The following is a 21,192-nucleotide window of genomic DNA, read 5'->3' as shown; positions in this document are numbered from 1 at the left end:
GCTAAGTAGCGGCTAAAGCAGTCAGTTTATTGGCTTGAGCCATGTATGAGATCATGCACTTGGCGCCAATCAACCAGTTTAAAGTTTTGTGGTTGTTGTGGCATGCGGTTGTATCCGTCTTGCACTATTAATACGCCAAGCGGGTAACCCGGCAGCGATTTGGCGGTCACTGTTAAGCCATCGGTTTCTGATACACCATCAATGCCTTGCGCTAAATTGGCGATAATATTAAATTTGCTGGTAAATTCAAGGGTAGGGTGATTTTCCCCCTTGTTTATCCGATACACTACATAGCTATTATCACCTTGGCTTGATACCACTAAGAAGCGCTCATTTTCACCTTGATAAATTTCCATGCCTTCTACATCATCAATCAACAGCTCATTAATTGACTGCAATAAAATCGGCGCTTGTTTTGCGTCGGGCTCGGCATCGATAAACCAAATACCCGCATCTTCTTCACCGGCGAAAAGCTCGCCGTTATTATCGTCACTACTACAGCCTTCAGGTTGGCTCGGTAGCTTAAATTCGCGTACCAGTTCAGCTGCGACTTTTTGCTGTTGGTTGGTAATTTTGTATTGCTGATATAGCCCTGACTTATCATTTACAAAGACATAATTACCGGAGTGCGATGAGTACATACATAAGCCATAAATTTCACTTAGATTTGTCGCCACGCTGCCTAGCAGTTGTACGTTATTTTGCAGATCGACGGTGAATAAGCTAATGCTATTTTCACTGCGATTACTGGCTGCTATCAAGGTCTGAGTGGGGTTATCTATGTTACTATTTTGGCGAACATCAACATTGTTAACTCTGCCAACTTCCAGCGCTTGAGTCTGCTCTCCAGCTAAGTTGTATACCATCAGACCGCGGCGTTTATCGGTGCCTAACACTAAGCTCTTGCTGGCATCTGTTGGGTGCACCCAGATGGCTGGGTCATCTGCGGCATCGCCAAAGGCAGCAACCGGTGTAGTTTGCATATTTGCATATACGTGTGCTGTTTTTGCCACAGTGTTAGTTGTGTGGCTACTCAGTGGAGCTAGGCTAAGTTGACTACTGAAGTACGCGCCAGTTTCATCATCATAGATAATGGCTTGCGTATCGGCTGGGTTATCCGTCACGGCTACAGCAGCTATGCTCTGTTCGCCAGCTAACTGCCATTTTTGCTGTAAGTTGTGCTCGGTATTGTATCTGTAAAGGCTATTATCGCTGCTAGTGGTAAACCATAAACTGCCATCTGTGCTGGTGGTTAATGCGCCAATACCACTGGCAAGCTCGCCAAATGGCGTAACCATGGCGACAGGGTGTTTAGCTGCGGTTGACTCTGCATTGGCATTCATTTGCCAAATGCCCAGCTCTTCTTCACTGATAAAGAGTTGTTGGCTTACATCATTAACCGCACAGCCAGATGCTTCATTGACCGCTGCAAACTCTCTTACTGCAATGTTAGCGGTTTTTCCGCTGGCAAGATTATACACTATGGTTTCTGTCATTAAGCCACGCACATCAGCAACAAAAGCTGAAATACTGCCAGTATCGAGGTTGTTAAATAGGCACACTGCGTCTGGTTTTGCTTGTGGGACGACAATGGCGGGGTGCTCTGTTAGTTGCCAATGGCCGTTATTTTTAGCAAGCGTAAACATCGCAACCTGATCATGCTCGTTATCAATACTAGCTACTAAAAAAGTATTCTCGGCAATAGAGCGTACTGACAAGGTTTCAAAATTACCCGCTTTAACAACCTCACTGTGTTGGCCATTTTTTGAAACGACAATAAGGCCTTGGCTTTCACTTGCCAGTAACCAGGTATTGTCAACAAGCTAAGCGGCTTGTGAACCTTGAATATTATTTTGTTGCCAAAATGGCGTGCTGCTAAGCTTGAGCGTAGTTTGCTCTGCGAGTGAGGAGTGAGCATCTTGGCTGCTGCAAGCGCCTAATGTTGCTGTGAATGTAAGTATGCTTAATGCATAAGCAAGTGGTTTGAGTGTTGGCATGAATAAAGTCCTAGTTAACTTGGTATGCGATGCAAGCTAAATAACTTTTATGACAACGCCGTGACAAAATAAAGACTGCTACCATGGACATTAAGGGGTTTAATTTTGCCTTATTGTGTTCGGTTTTTTAGTAACGCTTTGTTTTAATTGTTTTTATATTTAAATTGTTAACGCGATAAGCGCTCTTTTATTACGAGGCTACAGGCTGAGCTGATTTGACCCTAAGCTATTATTGCTCTGTGATCGTGGTGCTTATTTGTGATTTAAGTTGTGTGAAAGCTTGCTGTACAGAGCGTTGCCAAATAACTTTAAACGCTTTACAAAATAAATATAAAAACAGTAAAGGCATTAAAAATAGTTTGATGATCAGTAGCGATACTAAGTTTAAAAACTCAATAAATAATCCTTCCAAAGAATCGGCCATCTCAGCTATACCGCTGCTAACGGTATCCACAACTTTGCTAATTAAGTTACCTGAATTACCGGTGAGTTGGTCATTATAATCACGCAGTAATTGCTGTTGCTGATTTTTTTGTTGATGTAGTGCGGCCAGCTGATTGTTGATAGACGTTTGTTGTTGCCTTAAATCTCGCTGCTTTTTGAGTAGAGGCTTGGCTTGTGGCAGCTCTGTTAAGGTAAGTTTTTCGGTTAAACTGCGGGTTGTTTGAATTGCCTCAATTTGCTTATCTAATTCATCAAGCTGTTGCTTATTATCTGTAATAACAGCTTTTAATTGCTGTTGTTGGACAGCAATGAGCTCAAGCTCATCTAGACTAGTTTGTTTTTGACTATTTATTTTTGCGCTTAATTGCGCTGATAGCGTAGAGGTTGTGTTTGCTTTCGCGCTGAGAGTGTCGACGGTGTTTTCAACATATTGATTTTGAGAATTAATCTCTTCATCTAAAAAAGCTTGACTGGCAAGACCGGTTGCAAGCACGACCAGTGGAATTAAAAAGCGGACTAAAATAAGACTGGCCAGTAATTTACCCGTTAGCTGTTTGAAATAGCCAAAATGATTGCAAATCACATAGCCAATAGCGCTGGCGGTAAACAAACTACTAAAAAAGACGCCTGATGAAATCGTAAATAATATTCGTTGGATAAAGAGTGAGCCTAATGACATGCGCATGGCATCGGCAATGTATTCCGCTAAATCGTTAACGGGGTCAAGTAGTTGTGCAGGTGCAATACTGGCTATGCCGATGCCAACTTCAGCAGATTGCAATAATGAAATAATCCCATTCACGCTGCGAGCAGAGGCGTACACGAGTGAAGATTGTACTAAGGCTTGATCAAGAAACGCCATTATGTAGCCGTTAAATTGCTCTAACCAGCAAAGCACTAGTAGTATAAGTATGGCAATATACTTGATAATATCTCGTTGTTTGCGTTGCATGTATTCCTCGTTAACGTCGGTCCGCTTGCTTACGCTACACTAGTTAAGTGCAATTAAGCAATTGTGTAAGATTGAATTATTTTAGTAATTTACTGTCTATCAATGACTTTAAATGCTCTGTTGAGAATGTATGAAAGAACCCGCTTCACTTGGACAATGTTGTATAGATGATCTTGATCCTGTTCAAGATCTTGGTCGATTAGTGTCTTATTTACGATCGAATTTAGTGACGCACCTGGATACCGAGTTGATGCCAATGGATTTAACGTCAGCGCAGTACATTGTGGTGGTATTACTTGCTCGCGGTAAGGTGAATACCTTAGCTCAGTTGTGCGAACACATGGTGTATGACCGTGGTGCAATGAGCCGTTTGCTGTCACGTTTAGAGGAAAAGGGCTTAGTTGCAAAGCAACAATCTGCGGAAGATCGCCGCTCTACGTTACTCTGTTTGACCGAAAAAGGTCAACAGCTTTACCCTGAAATTTTGCCTATCGTAAATAATATTTACCGCACAGCTTTAAGCGACTTTTCTGACGATGAAAAGGCACAGTTAGCAAGTTTGTTGTTTAGAGCAATTCATAATTTAAAATCGTAAATTGATCTAACGGTTAGATTGCTGTGAATTCTGAGGTTTGATAATATAGTTGCCTAGGCATTTATATTTAACAAATCTCAGGACGTTATGATCGAAGCGACTTTATTACATCAGCTACAACAGCAATTTCCTGATCATCAATTTACAGTTAATAACTTAAAAGTAATGCACAGGGGTCGTTTTGCTAATGCCATTGTGTACCGTTATACCGACTTGCAACTTGATTTAGTGATCAAAGATTTTCAACACAGTCCTTGGTGGGTGAGAAAAACCTTTGCACCTTTGTCGGTGAATCAAGAGTATAAAGGGCTGGCTCGTTTAGCGGGTATAACTGGAGTGAGCGGTCGATTTTTGCGATTATCGCCGATTGCTGTTGCCTATGATTATATAGAAGGCACGCCACTTAAGCAGTTAGTACAGCAAAATAAAGTCTTACCTGTAAGCTTTTTTAAAGACTTTGAACGACTGGTTGCGTTAATGCATCGTCGCGGGGTGGTGCATCTGGATTTACGTAATTTAGGCAATGTATTGTGTAGCTGTGATGGTAAACCGTATATTATCGATTTTCAGTCAGCGATACGATATGGACGCTTTCCCCGTTGGCTGCAGCGATTTATGCGCGGTGCTGATATGACTGGTGTTTATAAAGCATGGGCTAAACTATCTGAGCAACCGCTACCGGATGCTAAAGCAAATTATTTAAGTAATTTTAATCATGTTAGGAAACGTTGGATTTTCAGAGGTTATCCGCTTCATCGCGCGTATATGTGGGGCTGTGGGGTGGCTACGCAAATTGCCTCTGCTATTATGGAGCGTTTTTTATAAAGCGCGTAAACGCGCTTTATAAACTTGGTTGCTTTAAAATCTTGGCCAACCGTTTGAGTCCCAATTTAATGTACTGATCAGCAGCTTTGGCACACCGTTGTCACCTGCGTCATAGGCATGGCGAACCATCACATCAGTATTCAAGATATCTTGACCACCTGGGCCTACCCACTGACTGTTGTCTGCATCTAAAATACTGCCACCACCTGAGAGCATATTGTTGCCGTTTTTGTCTAAATAAGGGCCACGAATATCGCTGGCACGGCCATATGCGATACGGTATGTACTATCGGTGCCCGCACAACATTTGCCCACAGAGACAAATAAATAGTAATAACCTTGGCGATATACAATAGTCGGCGCCTCAATACCACCAGAACGACTTGCTAATGAGTAGAGCTGGCCAAATGGTTTCATGGTCATCGGGTTTATACGCATTAATTTGATGCCTGAATTCCATGAGCCGAAAACTAACCATGGTGCACCATCTTTTGCGACGACTAAGTCAGGGTCAATGGCATTGTAGTTATTGCTGTTAGTGGTATTAATCACTAAACCATCATCTCGCCAGCTACCTGCTGACACGCTAGTGGCAGAGGTTAAGCCTATTGCTGACTCCCGAGAGCCGAAAGTTGATATTGAATAATAAAGCCAACTACGACCATTGTAGCTTTTAAGCTCCGGAGCCCAAACATCAATACCGTCATGCTCTGGCACATAGTTAGCCCACCAGTTTAAACCATTGGGGAAAATTGCTGCTGCGTCATTCCAGGCAACTCCATCATTTGACCACTTTCCGGCGATGCCAGGGCCAGTTTGAAATACCCACCACGTGCCATTTTCGTAACTTATAGTTGGATCGTGGGTCACTAAACTGCCTGTTAATGGCCAATGATCTGCTGCGCCATTGGTAGTTGAAGGATCGAAAGGCGCAGACTCGACGTTAGCGAGCTTGTTAAGCTGCCAAAGCTGTGCATCACTACCGTTATAGGCCCATTGGCTGATATTAGCGCCATCGTTGCCGTTAAATTCAAATAAATCGAGCGCTTTGCCACTATTGGCATTGATAAAGCTAACATAACCACTGCCATTGTCATTGATTTGCCAATGCTGAGTGGCAACACCTGAGTACTCATATTGTGCGACATTCGCGCCATCAGCCGTTGACCAGTCATATACTTCCATGGCTTTACCACTGTTTAGGTTGATCACCGAGTAGTTATTGCCGCCAACGTTGGTAATGATCCAGCGTTGAGTATTATGTTGATTTGCAGCCCATTGGCTTATATTTGCGCCATCATTGCTTTGCGCGCTACTAACTTCGACAAGTTTGGCGCTGTATTTTGATTGAATAGTGTAAACACCGTTATCAATTGCATAAGCACCATTAGCACAAAAACCAACGGCTATACATGCGGCGGCTATTCCTTTATTGGAAAATATCATTGTGTCTCCAAATTATTGTGTGTGAATTGTAGTGTTAGCGAAGGATATAATTACCACCTCGCTATTTATAATACTTTATTATATTAATGCATTTGTAAGGGGTTTGTTTTTGCAATGTTTAATAAAGGTTAAAAAAATAGTGATTTAGGCTGATTTTTATAGACGAGAATTGACTACGAGTAACGTTAAGGGGAAGAGGGGGGCAGCTTAGGGCAAGGCACCCTAAGCTAGCTGATTACTGTTGTATTAACTGACTTGGGATTGTCCAGTGTTGAACGAGTTCTTTACCTTGCCAAGTTTGAATAGTTACCCACAGTTTGTCACCTTTACTAATAGTTGCAGATGCAATTGCATGGGCGTGTTGCCCGTGATTGGTACCGTGCATAATGCCTTCATCTCCCTTTGCAAACTCACTCAGTGGCAAAGGTTGTGGGCCTATATTTAAATAAGCTTGGCGAATGTTACTGATGTCGCCTTGGTTAAACGCTAAAAAGAAATCTTTTACATATTCGTTATGGTGTGAATACGGTTGCTTCATATTTAGCGGCATCGGCGCTATTTTAAATTCACCTACTGTTTGTTCTTGCCATAGATCAGGAAAGGTTGGGTTCAAAGCCTGATAAATATAGATGCAAGGCAGCACTAAAATCAGTGCATTAAATAAATACTTGTTACGTTGCCACCAGGTTGTTTGTAAGCGTGCCATTAGTTAGCCTCCGCAGTATCGTTAATAGTTACAGGGCTCGGCAGCTTCGCTTTAACAAGTTTTTTTGAATACATCATAAAGCCGGTAATTGACATACCACTTAAAATTACGCCAAATAGGAACCAAATTATTTTGGTCCAGATACCACCAATTGTGCCGTAATGTAATGGATCTGCTATGTGTGACAGGGTTTGCAATGTACTCATGGTTTCCGGGCTTTTACTTGAAGCGATTTCACCAGTCCACGGATTGATTGCTGTAGAATATGCATAGCCATCATAAAAAATAGTATCACCGGCACCCATGATGCTATACATACCGCGGTTATGCTCAGGAAGCATGATGTATGTAGGAGTAAACTCACTAAACTGGTTTTTAGTAATCGAAATTGCACTGTCTAAATCAATTGCTTTTGCAGTACTTGCACTTGGTAATTGAGCTTCGCTTACAATCGGTGCATGCTCTTCAATATCAATTTCGTTATGCCACATAATAGCTTGAGCTAAATACCACAGCCCAGTTAAACTCATAATCGCCATAAACCAAATAGACCAAACACCGCCCATTGTGTGTAAATCTTTTAATAACGTTTTACTGCCTTGATTAAAGCGGATTTTAGGTTGAATGAAAGCACGCCAAAAGCTTTTATAAATTATTAAGCCAGTTACTAAAGCACCCAAAGTCACAAATGCCATGGCACTGACAAGGTAGTAGCCAACGCTATAGCCTTCTTGCCATGGAAAATATAACCAGCTGTGTAAAGTGCGCATAAACTCGATGAATGAAGTTGTTTGATAGACCGCTTGTACTTCACCAGTGTATTGATTTACATAGGCTGTGGCGTATGGCTTATCGGTATCAGTAAAAATAATTGCATTGACCAAATAAGGCTCGTAACTAAGCACACTCATAACATCAGCTGTTGGGTGCTCTTTTATTAAGCTGTCAATAAGCGCTTGCTTGGATTGTTCAGGTAAGTTATCAGGGTTACTCGCACGTGCTTGTGAATTTGTTAACCAGGTTAATTCGTGGCTGATCACCGAAATAGTGCCTGTTACACAAATAAAACAGAATAAAACCCACACTGGTAGCGAGAACCAGCCATGTAATTGAAACCAAAATCGCTTACTTAGTTTTGCCATTATCAACCTTTATCTAAATGATATTTATTATTGTTTGTGTTGTGTTTGAGTAATTGTACTATTAAACTATGGCAAATTTCAATTTATCGGTAGGGATAAAAATGCAGTTAAGCGGGATAAATACACGATTCAGTGCGGTTTCATTGGCTTTGTATACACTTTTTAATTCTTCTGTAGTGTTTGCAAATGACGTGAACGAAATAAAAAAAGATCAAGATTTAGAAGTTATCACCATCAAAAGTCAACGAGGTTTGATTTCATACATGAGTGCATCTGGGGCTAAATCAGATGTGCCAATTATTGAAACTCCATTATCTGTTTCTGTTTTAACGCAAGAGCGAATTGAAGATTTAGGCGCATTAACTATTCAAGATGCAATTGGTTATGTGTCTGGTTTATATAACGGTCCATACGGTGTTGATACCCGTGGCGATTGGTCGGTTATTCGTGGTGTGTCGCCCGTACAATACTTAGATGGCTTAAAATCGTTGTATGGTAGTTATAATAATGTTCGTACTAACCCTTATGGATTGTCGCAAATTGAAATATTAAAAGGGCCGAGCTCAGTACTTTATGGACAGGGGTCAATTGGCGGAATTGTTAACTTAGTCAGTAAAAAACCAGAAGCTGAAACATCAGGGCAGCTTTGGGGGCAAGTTGGTAATTATTCGCGTAAACAAGTTGCGGGAGATATTACTGGTGCTTTAAATGACGATGAGTCAGTACTTGGCCGTGTTGTTGGTTTATGGCGTGAAAGTGACACGCAAACTGATTATGTGCCAGATAACAGTATTGTGCTTTCTCCATCATTAACCTGGTATGCCACTGATGATACAAAAATAACGCTATTAACTAATTGGCAAAAGAATGAATCAGGCACGAGTACCTCGTTCTTACCTCACTCAGGCACTATTTTAGAAAACGAAAACGGCAAAATTCCATCAAACCGTTTTGTTTCTGAGCCGAGTTTTGATCGTTATGATACTGAGCAAGCGTCAATCACTGCGATTTTAGAGCAAAATATTAATGCTGATTGGCAGTTTAAACTTGCTGCGCGTTACACCGATAGTCATGCTGATTATCATACGATTTATGGTTGGCCACCTAAATTTTTAGAAGATGGGCGCAGCGTCAAGCGAGTGTCTTATCTTAGCTCCGCTGATTCGCGGGCTATTGCCAGTGATGCCCAGTTTCATGGCAATATAATAACCGGTAATATTGAGCACACAATAGTGATGGGGTTTGATTATCAAAATGCGTATACCGATAACGATTCATACTCAGGGCTTGCTGGCACGTTAGACTTATTTGATCCGCAATATGGCCAAGTCGCTAATTTACCAACGGTAGATGATATCGTTGATTATGACTCGTCAAAGGTTTATCAAACTGGCTTATATATTCAAGACAGTATGAAAATTGCTGATAAGTGGATAGTCTCAACAGCATTACGTCGCGATAAAGCAACAACAAACCCTGAAAACGGCAAAAGTGAGTCACAGTATGCGACCACCGGTCGTTTAGGCTTGATGTATTTATTTGACTCAGGGGTTTCACCGTATGCAAGTTATAGTGAATCATTTGAACCATTAATAGGTCAAGATGCTTACGGTAATGCATTCGAACCAAAAACGGGTGAGCAAGTTGAAGCGGGCTTAAAATATCAACCCGCAGGCACAGAGCATTTATTAACGGCTGCGGTGTATCACATTGTTGAGCAAAACCGCACTACCAGCTTACCAGCTGACCAGGTGGGTAATGCAAATCTTATTGACCCTAATGGAAAAATTCAGCAAGGAGAGGTAACAGTTAAAGGTATTGAATTAGAAGCACAATTAGCGTGGGATACAGTCGATGTTTACACATCTTATGCATATACCGACGGCTATGTAAGTCAAAGTAATACTCTTGGTGAAGATGGTGCAGAGTTAAGTGCATTACCAGATCAGCAAGCGTCTATTTGGAGTACTTGGCGACCAGAGTCACTGAACGGCTTTAAAATGGGCTTTGGAGCACGTTACGTTGGTGAAACATCAGATGGAAGTGCCTATGTTGAAATGAATAATATGGTTTTAAATGACCCCATTAAAACAGATAACTATACTTTATTTGATGCTATGGTTGGTTATGATTTTGATGACTATAGTTTTAGTTTACAAGCGCAAAACTTAACGGATAAAACAGTGATTACATCATGTTTAGCGCGTGGAGATTGCTTCTATGGTCAACGCAGAACTGTAACTGCGAATGTGCGCTATAAGTTTTAAAGCTGTACTATAACTAGCCGTAAAAAGGGAGCCGTCAGCGGCTCCCTTTTTATATACTGCATTTAACTATCAAGATCGTGTTTATTAATAGTAACAATGCGTTGTGGGAATGGAATTTCAATATCGGCACCTTGAATCGCACTATATACGCCACCGTTTACGGCCAGCTTGGTTTCAATTATTTTCGTCGTTGGCACCCAGTAGCGATAGCTAATAGTTACGCCGCTGTCAGCAAAACGTTCAATACCAACTTGTGAAAGCGGTTCACTTGCGACTAACTCATGGTCTTTTAATACGTTTTCTATAAGCTCTATAGCATGCTCAGCACTGGCATTATAGGCAATATCAATTTCACCTTTTACTAATGAATAATTAAAGGAGTTATGCAGTATTTCGCCAACGATGTGTTTGTTAGGAATAGTAATTTCGACTTTTTCTTCGTTGATCAAAATGGTGTAACCTAACTCAATGGTTTTTACTTGACCGCTGACATTTTTAACTTCAATCGTGTCACCAACAACAAAGGGACGTGTCGCGATAATCGCTAAGCCCGCACCATAATTTGATAACATGCCTTGTAATGCTAAACCTGCGCCTAAAGATGCTGCGCCAATTGCAGCAACAAATGGGGTGACACTAATACCTATTTTACCCAACGCGATAATAACAAACATGATGATCAATAATACTTTGACTACATTACTGACAAAATTAGTGAGAGTGATATCGATATTATTGCGTGCCATTAATACGGCGACCATCTTCGATATTTTTTGTGCTACCCATAAACCAAAAATCAAAATGAGTAATGCACCAACTAGCTGCATACTGTATTTAACAAGATACTCGCTGATCATGGTGTAGTATTTTTCGACTTGCTGTATTTCTGAACTGATCATCACATGGCCATAAATAATTTGCTTGAAGTATTACTGCGTATCATAGCAGAGCTTGACTTAAAAATGGATAAAGTAACGGCACGATTAACGCGGTTAGTAATGCGCTTAATGCCATCGCCACAGACGCAAATGCGCCAATGCGTGGGTGCTCGATAAGTGCAGCAGCAGTGCCAATAGCATGAAACGCCGTGCCAATTGCGACGCCTTGTGCCTGATGATTATGAACTCCCAGCAAGCGTAAAATTAGTAAGGCGAATAAAGCGCCGAGTAAGCCGATAAAAATCACCATCGCTGCTGCTAATGAAGCAATACCACCAAGCGAATCTGTAACGAGTAGTGTAATAGGCGTGGTGACTGATAACGCAGCAACCGAAGCGGCTAATTGTGACTCTACTGAAAATGCCCAGCTAAGTAGTGTGGCAATAAAAGTGGCATTGATAATGCCTAAAGTGCAACTGCTGACGATGAGTAAAAAGTTTTTTCGTACATGCACAAACTGTTGATACAACGGCAGCGCCAAAGCAACAATCGCAGGCTCTAACAAGCTACTTAACAACTGACTATGCGAAGCAAACTGTGTGTAGGGCAGTTTTAAACTGACTAATAAAATGCCAATCAGTGTAATGGTAATAAAAACAGGGTTAGTTAATGCTTTATATAAAGGATTAGTGAGCGATGAATTGAGTTTTTTTAGTCCTAGAAATAGCGAAATAATCACAGGAACACTTAACCACCAAAGCTCAATCATGTTCAACCCGACCTTTAAAAGCACAGATCAGTGTGGCAATCAGTAACAAGCTGGTCAATGGCACTAAAATGATCACGGCAGCTAAAAACTGCCATTGTTGAGCAATGATGCCAAGATGCTCAATAAAGCCGACCCCTGCGGGAATGAAAAATAACGGCATAAAATTTAATAAAGGTCTAGCACAAGGTGCCAAATGATGTTCTTTAACAACCTTAGTTAACAATAAAATAAGCAGTATCAGCATGGCTAATAAAGGGGCAGGAAAACTGCCTTGTAGCCAATGCATAATTATTTTTGCTACTGCTAAACAGCCCAAAATTAACGAGCTACTAAGCAAATAGGGGAACAGTTTTTTTAGCACAGTGGTTTACGTATCCATTGATAATTTACTTACTGGGTCGTACTAAACTTTATCATGTATCGTGATTTTACGCTATGCGACTTATTGCTAACCAGTCACTGCACAAAGTGACTGCGCAATTATGTTACCAGCGTTTACTGTTTTGATACTCAATGTTATCGGCGCCCTTGGCTCTAGCGATGGCTTTTTTGGTATTACTATTAACAAGTAGACGAATTTGGCTGATTGTTTCCTTGGCTAAAATTTGTCTTCTTGGAGAGTTAAAACTTTGTTGCGTCACACGCTTAATTGCCGCCAATGTATCTGGCGAACGAGCTAACAAAGTGTCTATCATAGCTAAACAGTGCTGTTTAGGATCGTCACTTACTTGCGTTATTAATCCCAATTGCAACGCTTTATCGGCACTGATGGGCTCGGCATGACTGGCAAGCCACATTGCATCATCACGTTTTATTAAGCTAGGCAAAATAACGTTCGCCCCCATATCCGGACACAGTCCCCAGCGTGCTTCCATAATAGCGAGTTTGGCATCAGGATGAACAATACGGTAATCAGCGCCAAGGGCTATTTGTAGCCCGCCACCAAAGCAATTACCTTGGATCACCGCAAACACTGGCACACTTAAAGATTGCCAGCCAAGCACAACTTGCTGAGCTAAATTACAGTTTCCAGGCAACCATTTAAATAGTAGTTTTATTATATTAATCGGGTTTTTCATCACCGCAGTAACATCTAACCCAGCACAAAAGTGCTCCCCCTCACCTTGAATAATAACGGCACGGATACTGGCATCTTTTTTTATTTGCTTAATAATTGTTGTTAGTTGTTTGAACATGACAAAGTTTAACGCGTTTTGTTTATCTTTTCGGGATAATGTCACGAAGGCTATAGATTGTTGTTTTTCAAAGTTTATCATGTCAACTCCTCTGACCTGTTTCAGTTCAGCTTACGAGTTAATTGAATTGATGTAAAGCATGGCTTTTAGTTGAAAAATAAGCTGTATAAGTGCTGATTATTGTTAATTTGGCGCACAAATGATTACAAAGTGGTGTATATTTTTAGCTGAACTAATTGTTATCTTATCGATCAATATAGCCACTGAGCGCAACGTTGCGTTTAAAGCACATTTTGCAAATAACCATAAAGGTAGTATGCGCAATCTACCAAGGAGAAAAACCATGCTAAAACGTTCACGCCTAGCATTTTAGGATCTTACATGTCACTCGCGATTAAAGGCGTTGTGGGTACAACATTGATTGCATCGTTAGCTGGTTGTTCAGATGACAACGCGACGAAACAAGTAGTTCCTGCTCCGGCGGTTTCTGTATTTAATGTGGTGACTCAGGAAGTCGGTAATTACCGTGAGTTTGTTGCACGAACAGAAGCTCATCAGGAGGTTAAAATTCGTGCCCGTGTTGAGGGCGAGCTAATAGAGCGCCATTTTAATGAAGGTTCATTTGTTGAAAAAGGCCAGTTGTTACTAAAAATTGATCCAAGTGAGTACCAATCGACTGTCGCAGAAATCGAAGCGGACTTAAAAGTAAACTTGCTGGACAAGATGGTGCATCCCGGGATTTAAAACGTGGTAAAGAAGTGGCCTCACAAGGTTTTATTTCACAATCTGATTTAGATAAATTAACCACTAAGTATGATCAAGCTGCAGCAGCGGTGACATCAGCAAGAGCAAGCCTTGAAAAAGCCAAACTGAATTTGAGCTATACCGAAATAAAAGCGCCGTTTGCAGGGCGCATAGGTAAAGTGAACTATGATGTGGGTAATATAGTGAGCCCGTCATCAAATGAGCTTGCTGAATTAACAGATGTAGATCCAATTTATGTGAGCTTCCAAGTTGAAGAAGCAGACTTCATTAATTATCGTCAGAAACATTAAGGTAATGCTAATAATCCACAAAATGTGCCAATCGATTTATCACTACGTTTACCAAATAACTCAGCTTTTGACTCTAAAGGGCGATTAGATTTTGCGGATACTAAGATTGATCGCAGTACGGGGACAGTCGAACTAAGAGCGACATTTGCAAATCCAAAAAATATCATTATGCCTGGTTTGTTTGTGACCTTAATTGTTGAAAGCAAAGACAAACAATTACAAGCACTGATCCCACAAGCAGCCGTACAAGAAAACCAGCAAGGTAAATTTGTCTTAGTTGTAGGTGCAGATAATAAAGTTGCAACACGTATTGTTAAGCTAGGGCGCCGGATCAACGCAATGTGGGTCGTTGAATCAGGCCTTGAGCAAGATGAGCAAGTGATTGTTGAAGGCCTGCAAAAAGTGCGTCAGGGCGCTGAAGTCAAACCTGTCGAAAAACAGGTTGATCACAGCACTGGAACAATCTCTAACAAAACAGACGCAGCGAGCTAAAGGGAACGCACATGATCAGCAAAACGTTTATCGCGCGGCCAAAGTTTGCCTTGGTGATTTCCATTGTGATCACCCTTGCGGGCCTGATCTCAATGGCACTACTTCCGGTGAATATGTACCCGGAAATAACGCCCCCACAAGTACAAATTACTGCCAGTTACCCTGGTGCTAGTGCACAAATTGTAGAAGAATCAGTGATTCGACCCATTGAAGAGCAAGTTAATGGCGTTGAAGATATGATGTATATCGAATCCAGCTCTACCAATAATGGCACTGCGAATATCACTGTCTATTTTAAAGTCGGTACTGATACTGACATTGCACAAGTGAATGTATAAAATCGAGTCGCCCTTGCTGAGCCAGGGTTACCTAATGAGGTAACACGTCAAGGCGTTTCGGTTAAGAAAAAGTCCAGCTCAATGTTACTCGGTATCAACTTGTACTCGAATCAAGAGAATATCGATGCAATATTTTTAAGCAACTACGCAACCAACTATCTTACGGAGCCGCTTGGGCGCATAGCCGGTGTTGCTTCTGCTGAAGTAATGGGTGAGAAAACCTATTCCATGCGGTTATGGTTACGGCCAGACAAAATGGCTGCTAGGGCTGACTGTAGGCGAAGTCCAAGCTGCGTTACAAGAGCAAAATACGATAGTGGCTGCGGGTAAACTCGGTGCCGCACCAAGTTTACCTAGCCAGCAGTTTGAGTATTCAATTCAAGCAAAAGGGCGCTTAAAAACTCCTGAAGAGTTTGGTGAAACCATTATTCGCGCGAATAAAGACGGTAACTTTGTACGTTTAAATGATATTGCCCGGATTGAACTTGGCTCTGCCGATTACAGTACTACTGCCAAGTTAAATCAACAAGACACGGCCTTTATCGTTATTTATCAATTAACTGATGCTAATGCAACGCAAGTCGCAACTGACGTTAAAGCAACCATGGCTGAGCTTGCAAAACAGCTTCCCGATGGTGTCGAGTATTCAATTCCTTACGATACGACAGAGTTTATCAATCGCTCTATTGAAGAGGTTGTTATAACGCTATTTCAAGCGGTTGGTTTGGTTGTGTTAGTGGTATTTTTGTTCTTACAAAACTGGCGAGCGACCCTTATTCCAACCATTGCAATCCCTGTATCACTTGTCGGTACGTTTGCGTTTATGATGGCAATGGGTTATTCCATTAACTTAATCACCTTATTTGGTCTAGTGCTGGCGATTGGTATCGTGGTTGATGACGCGATTATTGTCATAGAGAATGTTGAACGGATCCTCAAAGAAGAAAAGTTGCCAATTAAAGAAGCGGTAACGAAAGCGATGGAGCAAGTGACAGGACCCATTATTGCAACCACACTAGTGTTGTTGGCTGTATTTGTACCGGTCGGTTTTATGCCCGGCATAACCGGAGAGCTTTATAAGCAGTTTTCGGTAACTATCTCGTTTGCGGTACTTATCTCGTCGGTTAATGCATTAACTTTAAGCCCTGCTTTATGTGCGTTATTGCTAAATGAAAAAGCCATGAAACCAATTAAGTGGTTGGCACCTATTGAAAGTGGTATCACTAAATCAACGTCAATTTACAGTAAAATAATTCACTTTATTTTAAAGCGTTCAGCACGGATGGCCATATTTGCATTAGTTATTTTTGTTGCGGCTGGTTGGCTCGCTAAAAGCGTGCCAACGGGCTTTGTACCAGCAGAAGACCAAGCCTTTGTATTTGTAGATGTACAATTACCTGATGCTGCGGCTGCAGGGCGTACGCAGGATGTGATGAATAAAATAGGTGAAATTGTAAAACAAGAGCCAGCGGCAACTGATTTTATTGCGGTATCGGGGTTTTCATTATTAGGTGGTGCAGGTTCGAATAATGCGCTCGGAATCGTTATTTTAAAAGATTGGGAAGAACGAACCGCACCAGAGCTTGGCTTAAAGTCAGTAATAGGGCGTTTGATGGGGCAATTGTGGGCGATGCCTGATGCACAGATTATGGTGTTCAACCCACAGCCTATTGCAAGTGCAGGGTTTGAATTTCGCTTACAAGACAGCGAAGGTCGCGATCCGACTGAGCTGGCACAAGTACTTAATGGCTTAGTATATGAAGCGAACCAACACCCAAGCTTAAGTAATGTATACAGTACCTTTAGGGCGAATGTGCCGCAGTACTTTTTAGAGATAGACCGAAATAAAGCAAAAGCTCAAGGGGTTGCGTTAAGTGATATATTTTTAACCCTGCAAGCTCAGTTAGGTTCACTGTATATTAATGACTTCAATCAGTTTAGCCGAACTTATAAAGTCATCATGCAAGCAGAGAGCGAGTTCCGTAAAAACCCAGCCGATTTACAGCATTATTTTGTTCGTAATGACGAAGGTGACATGGTACCACTGACCACGCTTGCTAAACTGGAGCCAATTCTGGGTCCTACAACTTTAAATCACTTTAACTTGTACCGCAGTGCTAGTATCAGCGGTCAAGCTACCGCTGGTTTTTCAAGTGGTGATGCAATTGCAGCAATGCAACAGCTTGCCGAACAATTGCCCAGTGGTTATATCTTTGAGTGGGCAGGGCAATCTAAGCAAGAGATTGAAGCGGGGAATATGGCACCAATCTTATTTGCTTTAGCTGTTATCTTTGTTTACTTATTCTTAGTGGCGCAATATGAAAGTTGGACTATTCCGTTTTCTGTCATTGCGGCAATTCCACTGGCAATGTTTGGTGCTATGTTAGCGCTTTACGTGTTAGGTATGGAAAATAATATTTATGCGCAGGTTGGTTTAGTACTGCTAATTGGTATGTCGACCAAGACCGCTATTTTGATTGTTGAATTTGCTATGGAAGAACGCCTTGCGGGAAAAAGCATATTCGATGCGGCATTGAGTGCAGCTAAAATGAGGTTTCGTGCAGTGTTAATGACGGCACTGTCATTTGTACTTGGTGTTTTGCCATTAGTATTTGCAACTGGCGCTGGAGCTGGAAGCCGTGTATCACTGGGTGTCACAGTACTTGCGGGGATGTTAGCTGCGACGATATTTGGCACCTTACTGGTACCGCTATTTTATAGTTTGGTGCAAGCAATGCGTGAAAAAGTAAAAGGCACAGCGACGACGCAACAGTAAAATAAGGCGCGTATAAAAAAAGTCAGGGAAACCTGGCTTTTTTTTGGCAAAAATTTGCTGAGGTTTGATACTATATCCCGCATTAGCATCATGAAAGGTTTATGGCGATGACAGGACCCCGTTTATACAGCGAAGAAGAAGTAACACATCAAGCTTACGATATCTTTTTAGAGTTAGCCCCAGACAACCTCAGTGAGCAAGATGTTGCAGACTTTAATCAACACCGTGAAGAACTTGGTTTCATTGAAGAAGGTGAACCGGATGAGCAATGGCATGACTTTGTTGCCTTGGAAATAGAACCGGAATTATTTATTCAGGTTTTGGTGGGTCTTGAATTCGATAATCAAGATATTTTATTTGCTAAGATTTTGATTAGCCGTGATAAAGATGCCCCGTTTTGCCATATTCTGTGGAAAGATAGCGAATAATATCGATGTCGTACTTGTGTGAAAGTCGCCGTATTTTTAACCTCAGTAAAGTGAGCGTACAGTGATCAGAATATTACTGTTATTGAGCTGTTTGCTGAGTTTAAACGTTTGGGCTGTTGACCCTTTTGAAGATTTTCATGAGTATGGACAACTCTCCGATGAAGAGATCCATAAAATCCATCAGGGTGAACTTTTATACGGTGATACGGAATTTGGTTTTATTGTGAGCCGCGGTAATACTAACTCGACCAGTTTGAAGTTCAAAGGTAATTTATATCAAGATCTCGAGAAGTGGCGCAATCAATTCAAAATCGATAGCTTATATAAACGTGACCGAAATGAAACCACAGGTAATGATGAAGTATCAGCTAACCGTATTTTTCTCTCAGCGCAGGGCAATTATAAGGTTGGGGTAAAAAATGCGTCGTTTTTTATGTATGGCGATTACGAAGAAGATGAGTTCAGTGGCCTTGATTTCAAAAGTACACTCGCAGCAGGTTATGGTAACCGTTTATATCAAGGAGTGAAAAACCAAGTCGATTTTGATATCGGACCTGGTTTATATCGCTCAGTGGCCGAACATGATGTCGAGCTTGAAGAGGATGAAGATAAAACTAAAACCGGTTATTTGTTACGGTTAGCGCTACAATGGGAGCGCACGGTATCGACACGCACTCGCTTTAATCAAGATGTAAGTATTGAGCAATCTTTATCAGGGTTAAACTCTCGGTTAAAGTCAGAAACTTCATTGATAAGCCAAGTTATGGGCTCAGTATCACTAAAATTTGCCTATTTGTATCGCTATAATTCCAAGCCGGAAGACGACAAGTTAAAGTTTGATTCAGAACTAAGTGCGACATTAGTTTATAGTTTTTAATAAGAGAGTGTTATGTATCAACACAAGCAATTTGCACTGTTCATTTTTGTTATTTTAAGCTGGATTGCCAGCTTTGTTGGTTTAGCCTGGTACTTGATTGGTGCAGATATGCCATTAATGGTGTTTGCTGCGATTTTACTGCTGGTGGGCTTTTTATTCCATGGTTTAACAATTAAAGTGGATAACAGCCAGATCAGTTGGGGTTTTGGACCAGGGGTATTTGGCGATAAGTTACAACTAGCGGATATTATTGAAGCGAAAGCCGTAGAAAACTCTTTTCGCCATGGTATAGGGCTGCGCATTACCCATGATGGCTGGATTTACACAGTGTCAGGGTTTAGTGCTGTGCAGCTAACTTTAAAAGATGGCAGCCAATATCGTTTAGGAACTAATGATCAAGCTGGTTTACTCGCAGCGTTAGCTGATAAGATTAGTCAGCCCAAGGCAACAGAAACGCTATAATTTGGACATAAAAAAAGCGCAATAGCGCTTTTTTTATTTTCAATGTAAGTCGCAATTAATGATCGTGACCACAACCGCCAGCACCATGAACATGGCCGTGCGCTAATTCGTCAGGCGTTGCATCACGCACTTCAAGTATTTCTACATCAAAGTTTAAGGTTATACCTGCAAGTGGGTTATTACCATCAACAATTACTTCATCTTCTTGAATATCAATGATCATAACTGATTGGTCACCGTCATCGGTTGAAGCTCGAAATTGCATGCCGACTTCAATTTCCATTCCTTCAAACATAGATTTTGGCACTGCTTGCATTAACTCATCATGACGTTCGCCATAACCTTGCTCTGGTGGCACAGTTACACTTAATGTGTCGCCAGCTTCTTTGCCTTGTAGAGCATCTTCTAGGCCTTGAATTAAGTAACCGGTACCAACGATAAAGATGAGTGGCTCACCATCAAATGAGTTATCGATAGAGTTTTTGTCATTATCCATTACTGAATAATGCATTTTTACCACTTTATTTGCTGCAATGATCATTGTCACTCCTGTTTATTCGTCTTCGAGAGAGTAGGGTAGAGGAAGAATTGATAGCTCTACCGTTGGGGCATGTTTTGCACGCAGCAACTGACTAGGTTCACTGTCGTTTGGCAACACAACAAGGCCAAATAAGGTTTTACTTTGTTGATTGTAGGCTTGGCTGATTAATTTTCCAGCGCGACGCCAGTTTTCACCCATTTGGGTTTCAAGCTCTGGCTCTGCAAGCTCTCCATCACTGTGTCCTGATACGATATACATGGCGCGTTTGTTTTTACCAAGGTACTTCATGCGAGCAACTGTTTCTTGGCCTGTGTAACAGCCTTTGCGGAAGCTTATTCCGCCAATTGCTTGCAGATTAACCATTTGTGGTACATATTCACCTAGCGCGGCTTGATTGAGCTCAGGCTCACCGGCTAAAATACTATGTTGGTGCCACAGTGCATCATTTTCAAGGACAATAACATCATCCGGCAGAGAGAAGTCAGCATTCACCATTAATAAAATGCGGTTATCTGCTAACTTAAGCGCTTTGCCACCATTAAAATTACATGCGTTATCTTGCTCATTAAATTGAATATTTAATGCAGATAATGTTGATGTTAAATCATCACCAATTAGGCCGATTAACTTGCTGCTATCAGTGTCAATTTCAACTTTTGAAAACACAGCATATTTTTTTAATTCAGTGAGAGACTGTGCCACTTCAACGGCTGATGCGACTAAATAGTAACTATCTTGATAAGCAAATAGCTTGGCAACGCTCCATAGTTTACCTTTGGCATTACAGTGTCCCGCCCACAAAAAATTTGTTTGACTGAGCTTATTAATATCTTGGGTAATTTGGCCATGAAGGTAGGCGAGTTTATCAACACCGCTTATGCGGATCAGCTGATGTGATAAAGGGCATGCGTGTACTGTTGACATAAAAACCTGCGTGACAAGAAATGTAGGCGCATATAATACCGTAGTTAGCGCTGCTGGTATAGGTGCATAAATAGCTGTTTAT

The 21,192-nt window shown here is 41.4% G+C and carries 21 protein-coding genes and 1 pseudogene; 10 read left to right on the top strand and 12 right to left on the bottom strand.

The features are described from left to right. Positions 1-26: 26 nt before the first annotated feature. From NDQ71_RS07335 to NDQ71_RS07325, 3 genes are all read right to left on the bottom strand, one after another. Complete coding sequence (locus NDQ71_RS07335) at positions 27-1,802, bottom strand: phytase (protein ID WP_301562660.1); 1,776 nt, start codon at positions 1,800-1,802, stop codon at positions 27-29. Between the two features lie 21 nt (positions 1,803-1,823). Continuing rightward, on the bottom strand, positions 1,824-1,997 hold the full coding sequence (locus NDQ71_RS07330) for a hypothetical protein (protein ID WP_225736584.1): 174 nt from the start codon (positions 1,995-1,997) through the stop codon (positions 1,824-1,826). 229 nt (positions 1,998-2,226) lie between these two features. Further along, a complete protein-coding gene (locus tag NDQ71_RS07325) occupies positions 2,227-3,393 on the bottom strand; it encodes a hypothetical protein (protein WP_192541641.1) in 1,167 nt (388 codons plus the stop codon). Between the two features lie 130 nt (positions 3,394-3,523). Between NDQ71_RS07325 and NDQ71_RS07320 the strand changes: the two genes are divergently transcribed. Both NDQ71_RS07320 and NDQ71_RS07315 read left to right on the top strand, forming a co-directional pair. Next, the gene (locus NDQ71_RS07320) at positions 3,524-3,988 is read left to right on the top strand and encodes a MarR family winged helix-turn-helix transcriptional regulator (protein ID WP_192541640.1); all 465 of its coding nucleotides are present in this window, start codon (positions 3,524-3,526) and stop codon (positions 3,986-3,988) included. An 87-nt stretch (positions 3,989-4,075) separates the two neighbouring features. After that, positions 4,076-4,813, top strand: a complete 738-nt coding sequence (locus NDQ71_RS07315; protein ID WP_192541639.1) for an RIO1 family regulatory kinase/ATPase — start codon at positions 4,076-4,078, stop codon at positions 4,811-4,813. 33 nt (positions 4,814-4,846) lie between these two features. Here NDQ71_RS07315 and NDQ71_RS07310 read toward each other — a convergent pair whose 3' ends face one another. From NDQ71_RS07310 to NDQ71_RS07300, 3 genes are all read right to left on the bottom strand, one after another. Next, positions 4,847-6,259 (bottom strand): family 43 glycosylhydrolase, encoded by a 1,413-nt coding sequence (locus NDQ71_RS07310; RefSeq protein ID WP_192541638.1) that lies wholly within the window; start codon positions 6,257-6,259, stop codon positions 4,847-4,849. 235 nt (positions 6,260-6,494) lie between these two features. Then, complete coding sequence (locus NDQ71_RS07305; RefSeq protein ID WP_064666380.1) at positions 6,495-6,965, bottom strand: hypothetical protein; 471 nt, start codon at positions 6,963-6,965, stop codon at positions 6,495-6,497. Continuing rightward, on the bottom strand, positions 6,965-8,107 hold the full coding sequence (locus NDQ71_RS07300) for a PepSY domain-containing protein (protein ID WP_192541637.1): 1,143 nt from the start codon (positions 8,105-8,107) through the stop codon (positions 6,965-6,967). Before NDQ71_RS07300 ends, NDQ71_RS07305 begins: the two co-directional genes overlap by 1 nt. 101 nt (positions 8,108-8,208) lie before the next feature. Here NDQ71_RS07300 and NDQ71_RS07295 point away from each other — a divergent pair, with 101 nt between their 5' ends. Beyond that, a complete protein-coding gene (locus NDQ71_RS07295; protein WP_192541636.1) occupies positions 8,209-10,374 on the top strand; it encodes a TonB-dependent siderophore receptor in 2,166 nt (721 codons plus the stop codon). A gap of 62 nt (positions 10,375-10,436) precedes the next feature. On the opposite strand, the gene NDQ71_RS07290 is transcribed toward NDQ71_RS07295, so the two are convergent. The 4 genes from NDQ71_RS07290 to NDQ71_RS07275 all read right to left on the bottom strand — a co-directional run bounded on the left by NDQ71_RS07290 (position 10,437) and on the right by NDQ71_RS07275 (position 13,298). Then, complete coding sequence (locus NDQ71_RS07290; protein ID WP_192541635.1) at positions 10,437-11,273, bottom strand: mechanosensitive ion channel family protein; 837 nt, start codon at positions 11,271-11,273, stop codon at positions 10,437-10,439. 40 nt (positions 11,274-11,313) lie between these two features. Then, positions 11,314-12,021 (bottom strand): LrgB family protein, encoded by a 708-nt coding sequence (locus tag NDQ71_RS07285; protein WP_192541634.1) that lies wholly within the window; start codon positions 12,019-12,021, stop codon positions 11,314-11,316. Then, a complete protein-coding gene (locus tag NDQ71_RS07280; RefSeq protein WP_192541659.1) occupies positions 12,014-12,370 on the bottom strand; it encodes a CidA/LrgA family protein in 357 nt (118 codons plus the stop codon). The genes NDQ71_RS07285 and NDQ71_RS07280 overlap by 8 nt, the downstream gene beginning before the upstream one ends. A 136-nt stretch (positions 12,371-12,506) precedes the next feature. After that, a complete protein-coding gene (locus NDQ71_RS07275; RefSeq protein WP_192541633.1) occupies positions 12,507-13,298 on the bottom strand; it encodes a crotonase/enoyl-CoA hydratase family protein in 792 nt (263 codons plus the stop codon). Positions 13,299-13,598: 300 nt separating this feature from the next. Here NDQ71_RS07275 and NDQ71_RS07270 point away from each other — a divergent pair, with 300 nt between their 5' ends. The 7 genes and pseudogenes from NDQ71_RS07270 to NDQ71_RS07240 all read left to right on the top strand — a co-directional run bounded on the left by NDQ71_RS07270 (position 13,599) and on the right by NDQ71_RS07240 (position 19,645). Beyond that, positions 13,599-13,961, top strand: a complete 363-nt coding sequence (locus NDQ71_RS07270) for a biotin/lipoyl-binding protein (protein ID WP_225736583.1) — start codon at positions 13,599-13,601, stop codon at positions 13,959-13,961. A gap of 14 nt (positions 13,962-13,975) precedes the next feature. Next, complete coding sequence (locus NDQ71_RS07265) at positions 13,976-14,272, top strand: efflux RND transporter periplasmic adaptor subunit (RefSeq protein WP_225736582.1); 297 nt, start codon at positions 13,976-13,978, stop codon at positions 14,270-14,272. A 24-nt stretch (positions 14,273-14,296) separates the two neighbouring features. After that, a complete protein-coding gene (locus NDQ71_RS07260) occupies positions 14,297-14,764 on the top strand; it encodes an efflux RND transporter periplasmic adaptor subunit (protein WP_301562518.1) in 468 nt (155 codons plus the stop codon). 11 nt (positions 14,765-14,775) lie between these two features. After that, positions 14,776-17,878: pseudogene (locus NDQ71_RS07255) on the top strand (efflux RND transporter permease subunit). A gap of 107 nt (positions 17,879-17,985) precedes the next feature. Then, positions 17,986-18,306 (top strand): HI1450 family dsDNA-mimic protein, encoded by a 321-nt coding sequence (locus NDQ71_RS07250; protein ID WP_064666387.1) that lies wholly within the window; start codon positions 17,986-17,988, stop codon positions 18,304-18,306. 61 nt (positions 18,307-18,367) lie between these two features. Next, on the top strand, positions 18,368-19,183 hold the full coding sequence (locus tag NDQ71_RS07245; RefSeq protein ID WP_064666388.1) for a YdiY family protein: 816 nt from the start codon (positions 18,368-18,370) through the stop codon (positions 19,181-19,183). Positions 19,184-19,195: 12 nt separating this feature from the next. Continuing rightward, positions 19,196-19,645: a hypothetical protein gene (locus NDQ71_RS07240; RefSeq protein ID WP_064666389.1), complete on the top strand. Its 450-nt coding sequence runs from the start codon at positions 19,196-19,198 to the stop codon at positions 19,643-19,645. 55 nt (positions 19,646-19,700) lie between these two features. On the opposite strand, the gene NDQ71_RS07235 is transcribed toward NDQ71_RS07240, so the two are convergent. Then, a complete protein-coding gene (locus NDQ71_RS07235; protein ID WP_064666390.1) occupies positions 19,701-20,186 on the bottom strand; it encodes a peptidylprolyl isomerase in 486 nt (161 codons plus the stop codon). A gap of 12 nt (positions 20,187-20,198) precedes the next feature. Beyond that, the gene (ygfZ, locus tag NDQ71_RS07230; RefSeq protein ID WP_192541632.1) at positions 20,199-21,110 is read right to left on the bottom strand and encodes a tRNA-modifying protein YgfZ; all 912 of its coding nucleotides are present in this window, start codon (positions 21,108-21,110) and stop codon (positions 20,199-20,201) included. Between the last annotated feature and the right edge of the window lie 82 nt (positions 21,111-21,192).

The organism is Pseudoalteromonas sp. KG3 (assembly GCF_030436385.1).
Lineage (GTDB): Bacteria > Pseudomonadota > Gammaproteobacteria > Enterobacterales > Alteromonadaceae > Pseudoalteromonas > Pseudoalteromonas prydzensis.
The sequence above is the reverse complement of the archived record's forward strand: the minus strand, read 5'-3'. Positions and strand labels throughout refer to the sequence as shown.

Excerpts from the sequence above, each read along its gene's own strand:
- NDQ71_RS07295 (WP_192541636.1), top strand. The coding sequence starts at position 8,209 with ATGCAGTTAAGCGGGATAAATACACGATTCAGTGCGGTTTCATTGGCT.
- NDQ71_RS07275 (WP_192541633.1), bottom strand. The coding sequence starts at position 13,298 with ATGATAAACTTTGAAAAACAACAATCTATAGCCTTCGTGACATTATCC.
- NDQ71_RS07290 (WP_192541635.1), bottom strand. The coding sequence starts at position 11,273 with ATGATCAGTTCAGAAATACAGCAAGTCGAAAAATACTACACCATGATC.
- NDQ71_RS07300 (WP_192541637.1), bottom strand. The coding sequence starts at position 8,107 with ATGGCAAAACTAAGTAAGCGATTTTGGTTTCAATTACATGGCTGGTTC.
- NDQ71_RS07330 (WP_225736584.1), bottom strand. The coding sequence starts at position 1,997 with ATGCCAACACTCAAACCACTTGCTTATGCATTAAGCATACTTACATTC.
- NDQ71_RS07285 (WP_192541634.1), bottom strand. The coding sequence starts at position 12,021 with ATGATTGAGCTTTGGTGGTTAAGTGTTCCTGTGATTATTTCGCTATTT.
- NDQ71_RS07320 (WP_192541640.1), top strand. The coding sequence starts at position 3,524 with ATGAAAGAACCCGCTTCACTTGGACAATGTTGTATAGATGATCTTGAT.
- NDQ71_RS07240 (WP_064666389.1), top strand. The coding sequence starts at position 19,196 with ATGTATCAACACAAGCAATTTGCACTGTTCATTTTTGTTATTTTAAGC.
- ygfZ (WP_192541632.1), bottom strand. The coding sequence starts at position 21,110 with ATGTCAACAGTACACGCATGCCCTTTATCACATCAGCTGATCCGCATA.
- NDQ71_RS07315 (WP_192541639.1), top strand. The coding sequence starts at position 4,076 with ATGATCGAAGCGACTTTATTACATCAGCTACAACAGCAATTTCCTGAT.
- NDQ71_RS07250 (WP_064666387.1), top strand. The coding sequence starts at position 17,986 with ATGACAGGACCCCGTTTATACAGCGAAGAAGAAGTAACACATCAAGCT.
- NDQ71_RS07270 (WP_225736583.1), top strand. The coding sequence starts at position 13,599 with ATGTCACTCGCGATTAAAGGCGTTGTGGGTACAACATTGATTGCATCG.
- NDQ71_RS07235 (WP_064666390.1), bottom strand. The coding sequence starts at position 20,186 with ATGATCATTGCAGCAAATAAAGTGGTAAAAATGCATTATTCAGTAATG.
- NDQ71_RS07305 (WP_064666380.1), bottom strand. The coding sequence starts at position 6,965 with ATGGCACGCTTACAAACAACCTGGTGGCAACGTAACAAGTATTTATTT.
- NDQ71_RS07325 (WP_192541641.1), bottom strand. The coding sequence starts at position 3,393 with ATGCAACGCAAACAACGAGATATTATCAAGTATATTGCCATACTTATA.
- NDQ71_RS07310 (WP_192541638.1), bottom strand. The coding sequence starts at position 6,259 with ATGATATTTTCCAATAAAGGAATAGCCGCCGCATGTATAGCCGTTGGT.